8 protein-coding genes and 2 pseudogenes are annotated in these 15,156 nt (G+C 70.7%); 7 read left to right on the forward strand and 3 right to left on the reverse strand.

Annotation, left to right across the window (positions count from 1 at the left end; translation table 11 throughout):
• Nucleotides 1-78: 78 nt before the first annotated feature.
• Nucleotides 79-2,205: pseudogene (gene pulA / locus AB0C29_RS10605) on the forward strand (pullulanase-type alpha-1,6-glucosidase); the annotation flags it as partial.
• 43 nt (nt 2,206-2,248) lie between these two features.
• A complete protein-coding gene (locus AB0C29_RS10610; RefSeq protein WP_360818185.1) occupies nt 2,249-4,108 on the forward strand; it encodes a propionyl-CoA synthetase in 1,860 nt (619 codons plus the stop codon).
• Here the strand turns inward: AB0C29_RS10610 and AB0C29_RS10615 are convergent, their stop codons facing one another.
• The gene (locus AB0C29_RS10615; RefSeq protein WP_360818188.1) at nt 4,109-5,653 is read right to left on the reverse strand and encodes a class I SAM-dependent methyltransferase; all 1,545 of its coding nucleotides are present in this window, start codon (nt 5,651-5,653) and stop codon (nt 4,109-4,111) included.
• 51 nt (nt 5,654-5,704) lie between these two features.
• On the opposite strand from AB0C29_RS10615, the gene AB0C29_RS10620 reads away from it, so the two are divergent.
• Nucleotides 5,705-7,186, forward strand: a complete 1,482-nt coding sequence (locus tag AB0C29_RS10620; RefSeq protein ID WP_360818191.1) for an NAD(P)/FAD-dependent oxidoreductase — start codon at nt 5,705-5,707, stop codon at nt 7,184-7,186.
• Between the two features lie 485 nt (nt 7,187-7,671).
• Here AB0C29_RS10620 and AB0C29_RS10625 read toward each other — a convergent pair whose 3' ends face one another.
• Both AB0C29_RS10625 and AB0C29_RS10630 read right to left on the reverse strand, forming a co-directional pair.
• Nucleotides 7,672-7,896, reverse strand: coding sequence for a hypothetical protein (locus tag AB0C29_RS10625; protein WP_360818206.1), 225 nt, complete (start codon nt 7,894-7,896; stop codon nt 7,672-7,674).
• A 229-nt stretch (nt 7,897-8,125) separates the two neighbouring features.
• A pseudogene (locus AB0C29_RS10630) lies at nt 8,126-8,845 on the reverse strand (DDE-type integrase/transposase/recombinase); the annotation flags it as partial.
• 487 nt (nt 8,846-9,332) lie between these two features.
• Here AB0C29_RS10630 and AB0C29_RS10635 point away from each other — a divergent pair.
• The 4 genes from AB0C29_RS10635 to AB0C29_RS10650 all read left to right on the forward strand — a co-directional run bounded on the left by AB0C29_RS10635 (nt 9,333) and on the right by AB0C29_RS10650 (nt 15,072).
• Nucleotides 9,333-10,529 (forward strand): thiolase family protein, encoded by a 1,197-nt coding sequence (locus AB0C29_RS10635; protein ID WP_360818194.1) that lies wholly within the window; start codon nt 9,333-9,335, stop codon nt 10,527-10,529.
• Between the two features lie 8 nt (nt 10,530-10,537).
• Nucleotides 10,538-12,598, forward strand: a complete 2,061-nt coding sequence (locus AB0C29_RS10640) for a 3-hydroxyacyl-CoA dehydrogenase NAD-binding domain-containing protein (protein WP_360818203.1) — start codon at nt 10,538-10,540, stop codon at nt 12,596-12,598.
• Between the two features lie 153 nt (nt 12,599-12,751).
• Complete coding sequence (locus AB0C29_RS10645; protein WP_360818197.1) at nt 12,752-13,960, forward strand: hypothetical protein; 1,209 nt, start codon at nt 12,752-12,754, stop codon at nt 13,958-13,960.
• Nucleotides 13,961-14,127: 167 nt separating this feature from the next.
• Nucleotides 14,128-15,072 carry a DUF2637 domain-containing protein gene (locus AB0C29_RS10650; protein WP_360818200.1) on the forward strand — a complete coding sequence of 315 codons (945 nt, stop codon included), beginning with the start codon at nt 14,128-14,130 and terminating at the stop codon, nt 15,070-15,072.
• Nucleotides 15,073-15,156: the final 84 nt, after the last annotated feature.

The following is a 15,156-nucleotide window of genomic DNA, read 5'->3' on the forward strand; positions in this document are numbered from 1 at the left end:
CCGGCGGGTGCCCGGAGACATGGGTGGTCCAGGAATCCGGCTGGAAGTCGAGAATCCGAGCAGCGAACCCTCGCAGCATCGCCGGCACGTCGGTGCCCGGCGCCGATCCCGATGACCCGCGATGCCGCTACGGGTGTGTGGTCCGTGCGGGGTTCGCAGGACTGGAAGGGCAAGGACTACCGGTACCGGGTCACCGCCTGGCAGCCCGCGGCGAACAAGCTGGTCACGGCCTCGGTCACCGACCCGTACTCGGTGGCCCTGTCGCCCGATTCCACCCACAGCCGGATCGCTGACCTGAGTGACCCGGCGCAGACCCCGGCCGGCTGGGCCGGGTTGCGCAAGCCGGCTCAGAAGCCGGGCAAGGTGCAGATCTCCGAGCTGTCGGTGCGGGACTTCTCCATCGGCGACACCACCGTCCCGGTCGCCGCGCGCGGCACCTACGCGGCGTTCACCGACCCCGGCACGGCCGGCATGAAGCAGCTCCGGTCGCTGAGCAAGGCCGGTACCACCCACGTGCACCTGCTGCCGGTCTTCGACTTCGCCACCATCCCGGAGAAGCGCGCCGACCAGCAGCAACCGGCCTGTGACCTGGCCGCGCTGCCGCCGGACTCCGCGGAGCAGCAGAAATGCGTGGCCGCGGTGGCGGCGAAGGACGGCTACAACTGGGGCTACGACCCGCTGCACTACACGACCCCCGAGGGTGGTTACGCCGTCGACCCGGACGCCCGCACCCGGGAGTTCCGCGAGATGGTCGCCGGGCTCAACCGCGACGGCCTGCGGGTGGTCCTGGACGTCGTCTACAACCACACCTCGGCGGCCGGCACCGACCCGCACTCGGTGCTCGACCAGATCGTGCCCGGCTACTACCAGCGGCTGCTGGAGGACGGCACGGTGGCCAACTCCACCTGCTGCGCCAACACCGCGCCCGAGCACACCATGATGGGCAAGCTGGTCGTCGACTCGCTGGTGACCTGGGCCAAGGCGTACAAGGTCGACGGTTTCCGCTTCGACCTGATGGGCCACCACCCGAAGGCCAACATCCTGGCCGTGCGGGCCGCGCTCGACAAGCTGACGGTCGCCCGCGACGGGGTCGACGGCAAGAGCATCTACCTGTACGGCGAGGGCTGGGACTTCGGCGAGGTCGCGGGCGACGCCCGCTTCGTGCAGGCCACCCAGAAGAACATGGCTGGTACGGGTATCGCCACGTTCAACGACCGGCTCCGCGACGCCGTCCGCGGTGGCGGCCCGTTCGACGACAACCCGCGCATCCAGGGCTTCGGCTCCGGCCTGTTCACCGACCCCAACGGCGACCCGGCCAACGGCACCGCGGCCGAGCAGAAGGCCCGCCTGCTGCACTACCAGGACCTGATCAAGGTCGGGCTCAGCGGCAACCTGGCGGGCTACCGGTTCACCTCCTCCACCGGTACGCCGGTGACGGGCGCGCAGGTCGACTACAACGGCTCGCCGGCCGGCTACACCGCGGCGCCGGGCGAGGCGATCACCTACGTGGACGCGCACGACAACGAGATCCTGTTCGACGCGCTGGCGTACAAGCTGCCGCAGCGGACCTCGGCGGTGGACCGGGCCAGGATGCAGTCCGTGGCGCTGGCTACGACCGCCCTCGGCCAGGGCCCCGGCTTCGTGACCGCGGGCAGTGAACGGCTGCGCTCGAAGTCGCTGGACCGCAACTCGTTCAACTCCGGCGACTGGTTCAACCAGATCAGCTGGGACTGCGCGAAGGGCAACGGCTTCGGCCGCGGCCTGCCCCCGGCGGCTGACAACGAGGCCAAGTGGCCGTACGCGAAACCGCTGCTGGCCGATGAGAAGCTGGTCCCCGGCTGCGACGCGGTGAATCTGGCCGACGCCCGCTACCGGGAGCTGCTGGCGATCCGCAAGTCGTCGCCGGTCTTCGGGCTGCCGACCGCCGCCGAGGTGCAGAAGCGCCTGTCGTTCCCGCTCTCCGGCGCCGCCGAGACGCCCGGCGTGATCACCATGCAGCTCGACGGGCGCGGCCTGGACCCCCGCTGGAAGTCGGTCACCGTGGTCTTCAACGCCACCCCGGCGACGGCGACCCAGACCGTACCGGCGCTCAAGGGCGCGACCGTCGGCCTGCACCCGCTGCAGCACGAGCCGGCGTCGTTCGACCGGGCCACCGGCACCCTCACGGTGCCGGCCCGGACCACAGCGGTGTTCGTGCGGAACTGATCGGCTCTGGACTAACCGGCCTGCCGGTGGTCACCCTGGCTGCATGGGTGACTACCGGCAGGCGTACGAGCGCAGTCTCCGCGACCCCGAGGGCTTCTGGCGCGACGCCGCCGATGCCATCGACTGGGACAGCCCACCGGACCGGATCTTCGACACCCGGTGGTTTCCCGACGCCCGGCTCAACACCTGCCACAACGCCCTGGACCGGCACGTGGCCGGCGGGCGGGGCGATCAGGCCGCCCTGATCCATGACAGCCCGGTGACCGGGACGCTGCGCACGTACACGTACCGGGAGCTGCGCGACGAGGTGGCGCTGTTCGCGGGCGCCCTGCGGCGGCTCGGCGTCGGCCCGGGCGACCGCGTGGTCGTCTACCTGGCCATGGTCCCGGAGGCGGTCATCGCCATGCTGGCCTGCGCCCGTCTCGGCGCCGTCCACTCCGTCGTCTTCGGCGGCTTCGGCGCGCCCGAGCTCGCGGCGCGCATCGACGACGCCCGGCCGAAGGTGATCGTGGCCAGCTCGTGCGGGGTCGAGGCCGCGCGCGTGGTCGCCTACAAGCCGTTGCTCGACCGCGCTCTGGGCCTGGCCGCACACGAGCCCGCGCGCTGCGTCATCCTCCAGCGCCCGCAACTGGTCGCCGACCTGGTGCCCGGCCGCGACCTGACCTGGGACGAGGCGCTGGCCGGGGCTGAGCCGGCGGAGTGCGTACCGGTGGCGGCGACCGACCCGCTCTACATCCTCTACACCTCCGGCACGACCGGCCGCCCGAAGGGCGTGGTCCGGGACAACGGCGGCCACGCGGTCGCGTTGCGCTGGTCCATGGAGGCGATCTTCGCGGCGGGCCCGGGCGATGTCTTCTGGGCCGCGTCCGACGTCGGCTGGGTCGTCGGCCACTCCTACATCGTGTACGCGCCCCTGCTCACCGGGGCCACCACCGTGCTGTACGAGGGCAAGCCGGTCGGCACCCCGGACGCGGGCGCGTTCTGGCGGGTGGTGGCCCAGCACCGGGTCAACGTCATGTTCACCGCCCCGACGGCGATCCGCGCGGTCAAGAAGGAGGACCCCGAGGGCAAGCTGCTCACGGGGCACGACGTGTCGAGCCTGCGGTTGCTGTTCCTGGCCGGTGAGCGGCTCGACCCGGAGACCTACACGTGGGCGGGGGAGCGGCTCGGCGTACCGGTGATCGACAACTGGTGGCAGACCGAGACCGGCTGGCCGATCGCCGCCAGCCCCCGCGGCCAGGAGACGCTGCCCACCAAGCCGGGCTCGCCGTCGGTGCCGGTGCCCGGCTACCGCGTCCGCGTGGTCGACCCGGCCGGCGTGGACGTGCCCCCGGGCGAGGACGGCTCGATCGTCATCGACCTGCCGCTGCCGCCGGGCTGCCTGCCGACGCTGTGGCAGGACGACGAACGCTACGTGCGCTCCTACCTGTCGGCGTTCCCCGGCTCCTACCTGACCGGCGACGGCGGCCGCTTCGACGCCGACGGCTACCTGTACGTGATGGGCCGCACCGACGACGTCATCAACGTGGCCGGCCACCGCCTCTCCACCGGCGCGATGGAAGAGGTGCTGGCGGCCCACCCGGCGGTCGCCGAATGCGCGGTGATCGGCGTCCACGACCCGCTCAAGGGCCAGCAGCCACGCGGCTTCGTGGTGCTCAAGTCCGGCGCCGACATCGACCCGGAGCAGCTGAGCGCCGAGCTGGTGGCGATGGTCCGCGACCGGATCGGCCCGGTGGCGGCGCTGCGCCGGGTCGACGTGGTCCCGGGCCTGCCCAAGACCCGCTCCGGCAAGATCCTGCGCCGCACGATGCGGGGCATCGCCGACGGCACCCCGGAACCGGTCCCCTCGACCATCGAGGACCCGGCGGTCCTCGACGCCCTCCGCCCGATCCTCACCGACTGATCAGGTGTTGTGCGGTCGCCGGGCCACCAGCAGGACATGGGTGACCGGCCAGTCCAGCGGAGTGCCGTCGAGCGTGGCCAGTGACGCCGTGGGGGCGATCCGGTTGTCGATGATCCAGTCGTTGCGGGAGGTGCCCGAGGCCGGGTCCACTTCGAAGCCGACGTCGGCCAGCAGCGATTTCCAGTCCGCGTACTCCAGGCCGCAGAACTGCTCGTGGGTCTCCGACAGCCAGTTGTCGGCGTAGTCCTTGCGGGTCAGGTAGTCCATCGCGGCGCCCAGGGTGAGCTCTACCGTGCCGCCGTCCTGTCCGTCCTGTCCGTCCTGTCCGTCGGCTCCGTCGGCTCCGTCGGGGGAGTAGGTGAACGGGAAGCGGAAGTCCACGGCGAACTGGTCCAGGCGGGCCCGGGTCGACAGGCCGCCTACGTACGCCGCGACCTCCTCGGGGGACAGTTCGGCCAGGTCCTCGCGGGCGGTGGCCGGGTTGGCGCCGTCGGTCCGGTCCAGGGTCAGCCGCACCTGGCGGTCGCGGCCGTCGGGGCCGCAGACGTCGCTGTTGATCCAGACGCCGCCCGGCGCGGTGTGGTCGTAGATGGCCTGCGCGAACCGGCGCAACGACGCCCAGCGGTCCCCGTAGGACCAGATCTCGTGGGTCAGCGCGAACGTCAGCGTCGTGTCGATGGAACGTTCCGGGAAGATCGCGCCGCCCAGCACGTTGCGGCGGTAGAAGAAGACGTTGGCGTTGTCGAACACGCCCTGGGCCTTCTTGTGCATGCACTCCTCGTACAGGTGCCGGGCGATCTCCACGCCGATCAGGTCGCTCTCGCGCAGCGCCGGCTCCCGGTCGGCCAGCTCCAGCACCGCGCCCGCGCCGCAGCCGATGTCGACGATCCGGCCCGGCCGTACGTGCCGGTGGACCTGCCCCCACTTGCGGGCGGCGCTGTCGGCGAACGCCTCCACGTAGGTGCGGTAGTTGCGGGTCGCGGTCAGCCCGCCCTCCGCGCCGACCACCGGGTCGTTGACCACCGTGCGCACGCTCTCCACCAGCTGGTAGCGGTCGAAGACGTCGACGGTCGCCGGATGGGCCAGCTCCCGCCAGCTCTCGTCGCCGGCCGCCAGCCGCAGCAGCACGTCCCACGGGCGGGCCGGTTCCGGCGTGCTGTCGGCCTCCACCCCGGCGATGGAGAAGCCGAGGGCGGTGTAGAGCGCCGCGACCGCCGGGGTCGAGCAGGCCACCACGGTGTTGGCCGGGGTCAGCTCCAGGCCGGTCGCCACCGTGATGTTCTTCAGCGTCACCTCGGCGAAACGCTCGGTGGGGGCGGTGTCGAAGACCGGCACCACCACGGAACGCAGCCCGGTCAGCACGCTGAACCGCTCGATGGCCGCCTCCCGGCGGTGGTACGGCACCGGATTACGCTTCGTGTTCTCGTGGTTCGCCGAGGTCACGGCCCAGACAATGGTCACATCCGGCCACCGCCGCAGGTACTCGGCCTGGAAGCGGGTAAGGACGTGATGGCGGCCCGGGAAGAGCACGAAGGTTGTTTCCACCTGGTCGTTGATACCGTACGGAGACGCCGACCACGAGCAGCGGAGACTGTGATGCCTCAACGATCTGATCGACGGCACCGGGTAGTGGTCGTCGGAGCCGGCTTCGGCGGGCTGTTCGCCACCAAGTCCCTGCGCAAGGCCGACGTCGACGTCACCCTCATCAACGGCACGGCGTACCACCTGTTCCAGCCGCTGCTGTACCAAGTGGCGACCGGGATCCTGTCCGAGGGCGAGATCGCCCCGCCGATCCGCGAGATCCTCCGCCGCCAGGACAACGTCGACGTGAAACTCGGCTGGGTCAGCGACATCGACGTGGCCGCCAGGACGGTCGCGGTCGAGGCGCCCGGCATCGACTACACCGTCGAGTACGACACGCTGATCGTCGCCGCGGGCGCCTCGCAGTCCTACTTCGGCAACGACAAGTTCGCCGACCACGCCCCCGGCATGAAGAGCATCGACGACGCGCTGGAGCTGCGCGCCCGCATCTTCGGCGCGTTCGAGCTGGCCGACCTGCACACCGACCCGGCCGAGATCGAACGCTGGATGACCTTCGTGGTGGTCGGCGCGGGCCCGACCGGGGTCGAGATGGCCGGGCAGATCGCCGAGCTGGCCCACCGCACCCTGCCGGGCCAGTACAAGCACATCGACCCCCGCAAGGCCCGGATCATCCTGATCGACGCCCTCGACGCGGTGCTGAACACCTTCGGCGACCACCTGTCCACCCGCGCGCTGCGCCAGCTGCACCTGCTCGGCGTAGAGGTGGAACTGGAGACCAAGGTGGTCGACGTGGACGCCACCGGCATCGAGGTGGACACCAAACGAGGCCACCAGCGCATCGAGTCGATGACCAAGATGTGGGCCGCCGGCGTGGCCGCCCCGCCCCTGGCCCGCAAGCTCGCCGAACAGGCCGGCGCCGAAACCGACCGGGCCGGCCGGGTCAAGGTCAACCCGGACTGCACCCTGCCCGGCCACCCGGAAATCTTCGCCGTCGGCGACATGATCTCGCTGAACCAGCTGCCCGGCGTCGCCCAGGTGGCCATCCAGAGCGGCCGGTACGCGGCGGACCAGATCAAGCGCCGGCTGGCCGGCAAGGAGCCCGCCGGGCCGTTCAAGTACTTCGACAAAGGCAGCATGGCTACCATCTCCCGCTTCTCAGCGGTGGCCAGCGTGGGCAAGCTGCGCGTCTCGGGCTTCCTGGGCTGGCTGATGTGGCTGGCGGTGCACCTGCTGTACCTGGTCGGCTTCAAGAACAGGGTCACGGCGGTGCTGCACTGGGCGGTGAGCTTCCTGGGCCGGGGCCGCTCGGAGCGGGTGGCTACGTTCCAGCAGGCTTACGCGCGCGCGGCGGTTCGCGAATACGGCGACCCGTTCGAACGCCGCAAGGCGGCGGCAGCCGAGGCGATGAGCCAGCCAAGCGACCCGGCCAGTCCGTCCGCCTCCGGCCCCGCCACCTCAGCCACCTCAGCCACCCCCGGCCCCGGCTCCGCGGAGTCCGGCGCCACCTCGGCATCAGCCGGCCCAGCAATCAGATAACCCGCCGGTCCGGCCCCCTCCGCCGGTCCGGCCCTCTCCGCCGGTCCGGCCTCGTCCGCTGGTCCGGGTTCCGTGCTGGTCCGGGTTCCGTGCCGGCCTGGATCCCGTGCCGGCCTGGACCCCGTGCCGGTCCGGACCCCTGCCGGTCCGATTCCCGTGCTGGTCCGAGTCTTGTGCCCGTCCGTGCCCCTTGCCGGAGTGGACCCAGTGCTGGTCTCGGTCCTGTACCGGTCCCGACCCTGTGCCGGTTCGGGCTTCGTGCCGGTTCGGGCTTCGTGCCGGTCCGGGCTCCGTGCCGGTCCGGACTCCGTGCCGTGCCGGGCTCCGAGCGGTCCGGTCCGGACCCCAACCCAGTCAGGTCCTAGCCCTTCCCCGTCCCCTCCCCATCCCACCAGATCTTGGTAGCGGCTGGCTGTCCTGGCGGCTGTCATGTCCCGGGACATGTGGCAAGGGGATGTCCCGGGACATGTGTCAGGGTTTGTTGATCATGGTTGTGTTCGGGTGAGGGTGATGTAGTTGCGGTCCGGGTCGAGGTGGAAGTGGCCCAGGGGTCGGCCGTCGCTCTGGTAGATGGTGATGTGGTTGCGGTCGCGGATAGCGGTCACGGTGGTGCCGGCGTGGCTGGTGCCGACGCTGGTGCGGTGTCCGGCGACTGCGATGGCGCCGGTGGTGGCCACGGTGCAGTGGTGCAGGGTGGCGTCGGTCTGCATCGGTAGGCTGGCGGGTCCTCCGATGCTGGCTGCGGTGGTCCAGGCCTGTGCGGGGGTGACCCGGCCGGGTAGGGCACTGTGGTGGCGTCGGGTGTTGTAGTAGTCGCGGTAGATGTTCAGCAGGGCTTGGAGACCGGTCAGGGTGTCCGGTGGTGGTTGGGTGTTGAGCCATTTTCTTGAGGTTCTGGTGGTGGCGTTCGACCTTGCCGCAGGTTTGCGGGTGGTAGGGGCTGGAGTTGATCGGCCGGGCCCCGTGGTCGACCAGGCACTGCACGAAGGTGGAGATCGTGCCGGGTTGGGTGCGGCGGCTGGTGAACGCTGAGCCGTTGTCCGACAGCACGATCGCGGGAACGCCGTAGGTGTCGAAGGCGCGCCGGATCGCGGTGACCGCCGCGGCTGCGGTCTCGCCCGGCGCGGCGTGGCAGGCGAGCAGCAGGCGGGTGCAGTCGTCCAGGACGTCGAAGACGACCACCGGGGTGCCGTCGATCAGTTTCACTTCAGTGCCGTCGATCTGGTAGCAGTCACGGGGTCGGGCATAGGCGAAGCGTCGCCAGGAACTGCGAGGCCGTTTCGCGGGGGTGCGGGCCAGTAGGTCGTGACGGGTCAGGACCCGGTTGATCGTCGACCGTGAGGGCACCCGCCAGTCCGCAGCGGTCCGGGCATGGATCTCGGTCAGACGGTCGCGGATGAAATCAGCGCCGTTGTCCGGGCCCAGCTCGGCGCGGAGTTTGCAGATCCAGGTGTCCAGCTCCGCCGGTGTCATCTGCGGGCTGTGATGGGGCCGGCGGGACCGGGGTTGCCACTGGCCTTCAGCGCGGATCCGTGCCCGGTGCCGGTAGACGGTGCGAGGCGATACGCCGTGTACCCGGGCGAACGCGGCCGCGTTCAGATCAACCCCAGCAGCCAACTGGGCATCGAGCAGGTTCATCACATGCCGCCGCAAAGCCATGTACGGCAGGACACACCCACACGCTCAAGATCCTGCACGGGTGACACATGTATCGGGACATCACCACTGACACATCTCATGGGACTGAAGAGCCGATATGGCGGCCATTTTCTACCAAGATCTTCCCGCCGGGGCGAGCCGGGAGGCGGGGCCGAGAGGCGAGCCGGTAGGGCAAGCCGGTAGGGCGAGCCGGGGGCGACGCATCGGGCGGGCGCGTGAGGTGGAGGCGTAGCCGGGGGGTGCCCGCTGTGCGGGCGAGGGTGAGTGGTCCCGCACCTGGCAGGGAGCGCAGCGACCGGTCTCGGCGGGAGCGACGGCCAGCACCATGCAACCAGGCACGACCGGAATTTGATCTTGCTCTTCTGCTCGGTCCCCGGGCGACCGCGTGAATTTGATTTCTCTCTCACATAGCTTCAAAGCAGGAGCCGGGTAGGCAACAATGTTACCGGCGAGTAGCATGGAGTCCCCGCCTGCAAGGAGGCTTGTTGTGCCCCGAGTAAGCCGTGAGGTCGTCTTCGTCGACGGCGTCCGCACCCCGTTCGGCAAGGCGGGCGGCATGTATGCCGAGACCCGCGCCGACGATCTGGTGATCCGCTGCATCCGCGAGTTGATGCGGCGCAATCCGCAGCTGCCGCCCGAGCGGGTGGACGAGGTGGCCATCGCCGCCACCACGCAGATCGGCGACCAGGGCCTGACCATCGGCCGGACCGCCGCGCTGCTGTCCGGGCTGCCCAAGACCGTGCCCGGCTACGCCATCGACCGGATGTGCGCCGGCGCCATGACCGCGGTGACCAACGTCGCCGGCGGCATCGCCATGGGCGCCTACGACGTCGCCATCGCCGGCGGTGTCGAGCACATGGGCCGGCACCCGATGGGCGAGGGCGTCGACCCCAACCCGCGGATCCTGGCCGAGAAGCTCGTCGACCCGTCCGCCCTGGTCATGGGGGCCACGGCGGAAAACCTGCACGACCGGCTGCCGGGCATCACCAAGGAGCGGGCCGACGCGTTCGGGCTGGCCTCGCAGGAGAAGACCGCCAAGGCGTACGCGAACGGCAAGCTCCAGCCCGACCTGGTCCCGGTGGCCGTGCGCGACGCCGAGCAGGGCTGGGGCCTGGCCACCGCCGACGAGGCGCCGCGGGAGACCTCGATGGCCAAGCTCGCGACCCTCAAGACCCCGTTCCGCCCGCACGGCAAGGTCACCGCGGGCAACGCGGCCGGCCTCAACGACGGCGCCACCGCGGCCCTGCTGGCCAGCGAGGACACCGCCCGCGAGCTGGGCCTGCCGGTCGCCATGCGGCTGGTCAGCTACGGCTTCGTCGGCGTCGAGCCCGAGGTCATGGGGTACGGCCCGATCCCGTCCACGGAGAAGGCCCTGCGCCTGGCCGGCCTGACCATCGACGACATCGGCCTGTTCGAGCTGAACGAGGCGTTCGCGGTGCAGGTCCTGGCGTTCCTCGACCACTTCGGCATCGCCGACGACGACCCGCGGGTCAACCCGTGGGGCGGCGCCATCGCCATCGGCCACCCGCTGGCCAGCTCCGGCGTGCGGCTGATGACCCAGCTGGCCCGGCACTTCGAGGAGCACCCCGAGGTGCGGTACGGCATCAACGCCATGTGCATCGGTATCGGCATGGGCGGCACTGTGATCTGGGAGAACCCCCACTGGGAAGGTGCGGACAAGTGACCACGGCTCTGCCTGAATACCCGAACGAGGTCGTGACCAAGGCGCTGCTGCGTCTCGTGAAAGTGCCGGGGCTGGACAAGCCCGCGGCGCTGATCACCCTCGACAACGGCCTGGACTACAAGAAGCCGAACAGCTTCGGCCCGGCCGGGCTGCGCTCGCTCGACGAGGCGATCACCAAGGCCACCGAGGCCGAGCCGGCGTTCATCGCGCTGACCGGCAAGCCGTACATCTTCTGCGTCGGCGCCGACATCACCGGCATGCCGTTCATCACCCAGCGGGAGCAGGCTGTCGCCCTCGGCGAGCTGGGGCACGCGGTCTTCGCCCGGCTCAAGAACAGCAGCATCCCGACGTTCGCGTTCATCAACGGCGCGGCGCTCGGCGGTGGCCTCGAGGTTTCCCTGCACTGCCACTACCGCACGGTGTCGACCGGGGCCGCGGCGCTGGGCCTGCCCGAGGTCGCGATCGGCCTGATCCCCGGCTGGGGCGGCAGCCAGCTGCTGCCCAACCTGATCGGCGTGCCGGGCGCGGCCCAGGTGATCCTGCAGAACCCGCTGACCCAGAAGGTGCTCCGGCCCAAGCAGGCCCGCGAGCTGGGCATCGCCGACGAGCTCTTCGAGGCGGCCGACTTCCTCGAGCGCTCGCTGGAGTGGGCCACCGGCGTCGTCAAGGGCGAGGTCACGGTTGAGCGCCCCGAGGTCGACAAGGACATGTGGGATGGCGTGCTCTTCTTCGCCAAGCAGCAGCTCGACGAGCGCCTGCACGGCGCGGTCCCGTCGGCCAACAAGGCCCTCGAGCTGCTCGCACTGGCCAAGGACGCCTCGTTCGAGGACGGCACCGCCGCGGAGACCCAGGCGCTCGCCGACCTGATCATGGGCGACGAGTCCCGCGCCAGCCTGTACGCGTTCGACCTGGTGCAGCGCCGCGCGAAGCGCCCGGTGGGGGTGCCGGACAAGTCGCTGGCCCGCAAGGTCACCAAGGTGGGCATCGTCGGCGCCGGCCTGATGGCCTCGCAGCTGGCCCTGCTGTTCGCCCGCCGCCTGCAGGTGCCGGTGGTCATGACCGACCTGGACCAGACCCGGGTGGACAAGGGCGTCGACTACGTCCGCGGCCAGATCGACAAGATGGTCGGCAAGGGCCGGATGGACGAGGGCACCGCGGCCAAGCTGCGCGGCCTGGTCAGCGGCTCGGTCGACAAGTCCGTCTTCGCCGACGCCGACTTCGTGATCGAGGCCGTCTTCGAGAACCTCGACCTGAAGAAGCAGATCTGGGCCGAGCTGGAAAAGATCGTCACCCCTTCGGCAGTGCTCGCCACTAATACGAGTTCGCTGTCGGTGACGGAAATGGCGGCCGACCTCGAGCACCCGGAGCGGGTGGTCGGCTTCCACTTCTTCAATCCCGTGGCCGTGCTGCCGCTGCTCGAGATCATCAAGGGCGAGCGCACCGACGACGAGACCCTGGCCACGGCGTTCGCGGTCGGCAAGGAGCTGCGCAAGTCGTCGGTGCTGGTCAAGGACGCCCCGGCGTTCGTGGTCAACCGGCTGCTGACCCGCTTCACCAGCGAGGTCTTCAACGCGATCGACGCCGGCACCCCGCTGGACGTGGTCGACACGGCACTGGACCCGCTGGGCCTGCCGATGCGCCCGATCGCGCTGCTCCAGCTCGTCGGCCCGGCGGTCGGGCTGCACGTGGGCGAGACGCTGCACCGGGCGTTCCCGGACCGCTTCGGCGACAGCCCCAACCTCCGCAAGATCGTCGACGCCGGCCTGCCGCTGATGGTCGACGACGAGATCAACCCCGAGGTGGTCAAGCTGGTCGAGGGCGGTTCCGCCCCGCTGACCGGCGACGAGGTACGCCGCCAGGCGCTGGACGCGCTGGCGCAGGAGATCCGGCTGATGCTGGACGAGGGTGTGGTGGCCGAGGCGCAGGACATCGACCTGTGCATGCTGCTGGGCGCCGGCTGGCCGTTCCACCTGGGCGGCGTGACGCCGTACCTGGACCGCAGCGGCACCTCGGAGCGCGTGACCGGCAAGCGTTTCCTGCCGCCGGGCGTGGCAAGCGTGCCCGCCTGACGCGCTGTCCCTGAACGGACCGACGTCCCCGTGCCTGTCCCTTGGCGCGGGGACGTCTTCCGTACCAGCGGCAACCAGCCGGTACGCCGATGACCACCGCCCCCGGCCGACGACTAGGCTCCGACGTGCTGTAGCCCGATCGATGGAGCGTTGATGTCGCAGCCGCCGAACCAGCCCTACTCGGGCCAGCCCCACCCCGGCCAGTCCCAGCCCGGGCCGCCCTACCCGGGCCAGCCCCAGCCTGGGCAGCCCCAGCCGGGTCAGGCCCAGCCGGGCCAGGCTTATCCGGGCGCGTCGCAGCCCGGCCAGCCTCAGCCTGGGCAGGGTTATCCTGGCCAGCCCCAGCCTGGGCAGGGTTATCCGGGTCAGCCGCAGTCCGGGCAGCCTTACTCCGGGCAGGGCTATCCGGGGCCGCCGCCGGGTGGTGAGCAGCCCTGGTCGAGTCCGCCGGGATCGGGTCAGCCGTACCCGGGCCAGCCGGGGTATCCCGGCCAGCCGTACCCGGGCCAGCCGAACCCCGACGTGCCCGCCTCCGTGCCGCCGCAGCCGGGTTATCCCCCGCAGCCGGCCTACGGGCCGCCGTCGTACCCCCCGCCGGACTACACCCAGGTCGACTACAACCAGCCGGATTACACCCAGTCCGGCTACCAGCAGCCGGGTTACCCGCAGCCCGGCTACCCGCAGCCCGGGCCGATGCCGGGCTTCCCGCCGCCGAAGAAGAAGTCGCGGGCGCTGCCGATCACCCTGGTGTCGATCGCGCTGGTGCTGGTCCTCTGCGTCGGTGGCGGCACCGCCGTCTACCTGGCCGGCCGTAACACCGCCGAGGGCATCGCCGACGTCATCTCCTCGGCTGCTCCGACGACCCAGCCGCCCCGGCCGACCGAGCCGGTGACGCCCACCGCCACGATCAGCATCGTCGAGCCGAAGACGCTCGGTGGCCGGCCCAAGGTGACCGATCCGGCCTTCGCGGACCGGGTCGAGCAGCTCGAGAGCAGTCTCGCGCTGGTGCCCGGCGCCACCCAGACCGTCGGTGCGCTCTACGGCACGCCGGCGAAGCAGGACATCGTCGTGGTGGTGGCGGCCAAGACGCTGGTGCCCAACCCGAAGAAGGAGCTGGACAGCGCCTTCACCGGGCGAGGGGTTTCCGAGCTGAAACTGACCGGTGTGGCCAGCATCCCGGCCGGACCGCTCGGTGGCGTGGCGAAGTGCGCCAAGGGCAACGCCGGTGGGGCACCCCTGGCGATGTGCGGCTGGGCGGACGAGGGCAGCTCCGGCCTGGTGTTCTGGTACTTCACCTCGCTGAGCGACGCCAAGAAGGAGTTCATCAAGCTGCGGGGCCAGGTCGAGAAGAAGTCAAACTGACACGCCGGCAGGCCGCGTCACACGTTCGCATCGCTCCTGACACGAACGCGACGCGGTCTATCGGGTTGCGCTCATCGATGCCGTACCGAAACATCGACGCGACAGGATGATCGGCCGGGTCCCGCACGGGTCCCGGTTCTTCGTTTCGAGCTGGCAAGGAGCGTCCGGTGGTACTCCCGCAACTTCGCCGTGTCCGCTGGGCCGTGCGAGCGACCCTGGTCCTGGGCGTCGCGGCCTCCGTGGTCGCGAACATTCTGCACGCCCTGGACAACCCGATCAGCCAGGCGATCGCCGCCTGGCCGCCGCTCGCCCTGCTGCTGACGGTCGAGCTGATCTCGCGGGTCCCGGTCCACCGCCGCTCCCTGGCCTTCGCCCGCCTGATCGCCACGGCAACCATCGCGGGCATCGCGGCCTGGGTCTCCTACTGGCACATGGCGGGCGTAGCAGCCCGCTACGGCGAAACCGGCGCCTCCCCCTACCTCCTCCCCCTGTCGGTGGACGGCCTGATCGTCGTAGCCAGCATCTGCCTCGTCGAACTGGCCGGCCGCATAACCACCCTCGAGACGGAAGCCCGCGCAACAACCGCCCGGCCGGCAACCACCCGGACAACACCCCCGGCCGACGCCAACGCGGCCCCGGACAACGGCGGCGACGACAGCCTGAGCGTGCCCGGCCTGATCCCCGTGCCGTCGCCCGGCAACGCCCGCCGCGGCCCCACGACAACGGCAGCCCTGGCCGAAGTAGCCGCAGCTCTCCCACGAAAGACCCTGCCGAAAACCCGCGGCGCCGAGGTCTCCGCCTTCGCACCGACCCTGACCCGCCAGGCCAGAGTCACCGCATCGACCACCGCACCGACCGCCGAGGCCCCCACCACCAAAGCCGCCACCACCAAGGCAGCCACCTCCAGGGCCGCCAAGGCCACCGACGGCACGAAGCCGCCGGCCAAGCCCCGCCGAACGCCCGCCCAGACCCTGGAAGCGGCCGCGAAGATCCAGGCCGCCCAACCGGACATCACCGAGGCCGACCTGGCGTCGCAACTGGGCATCAGCGCCGCCCGCTGGCGCACAATCCGCCGCCAAGCAGACCAGAACGACCTACGCCTAGCGGCCTGAAGCGAATCCCCCAGCAAGACCAGCACAGGTTTTGGGGGCGGGGATGGTCCACGCAGATATCAAGCCTGACGGTCTGCGTGGGCC

The sequence above is a fragment of the Actinoplanes sp. NPDC048791 genome (assembly GCF_040650095.1).
Taxonomy (GTDB): domain Bacteria; phylum Actinomycetota; class Actinomycetes; order Mycobacteriales; family Micromonosporaceae; genus Actinoplanes.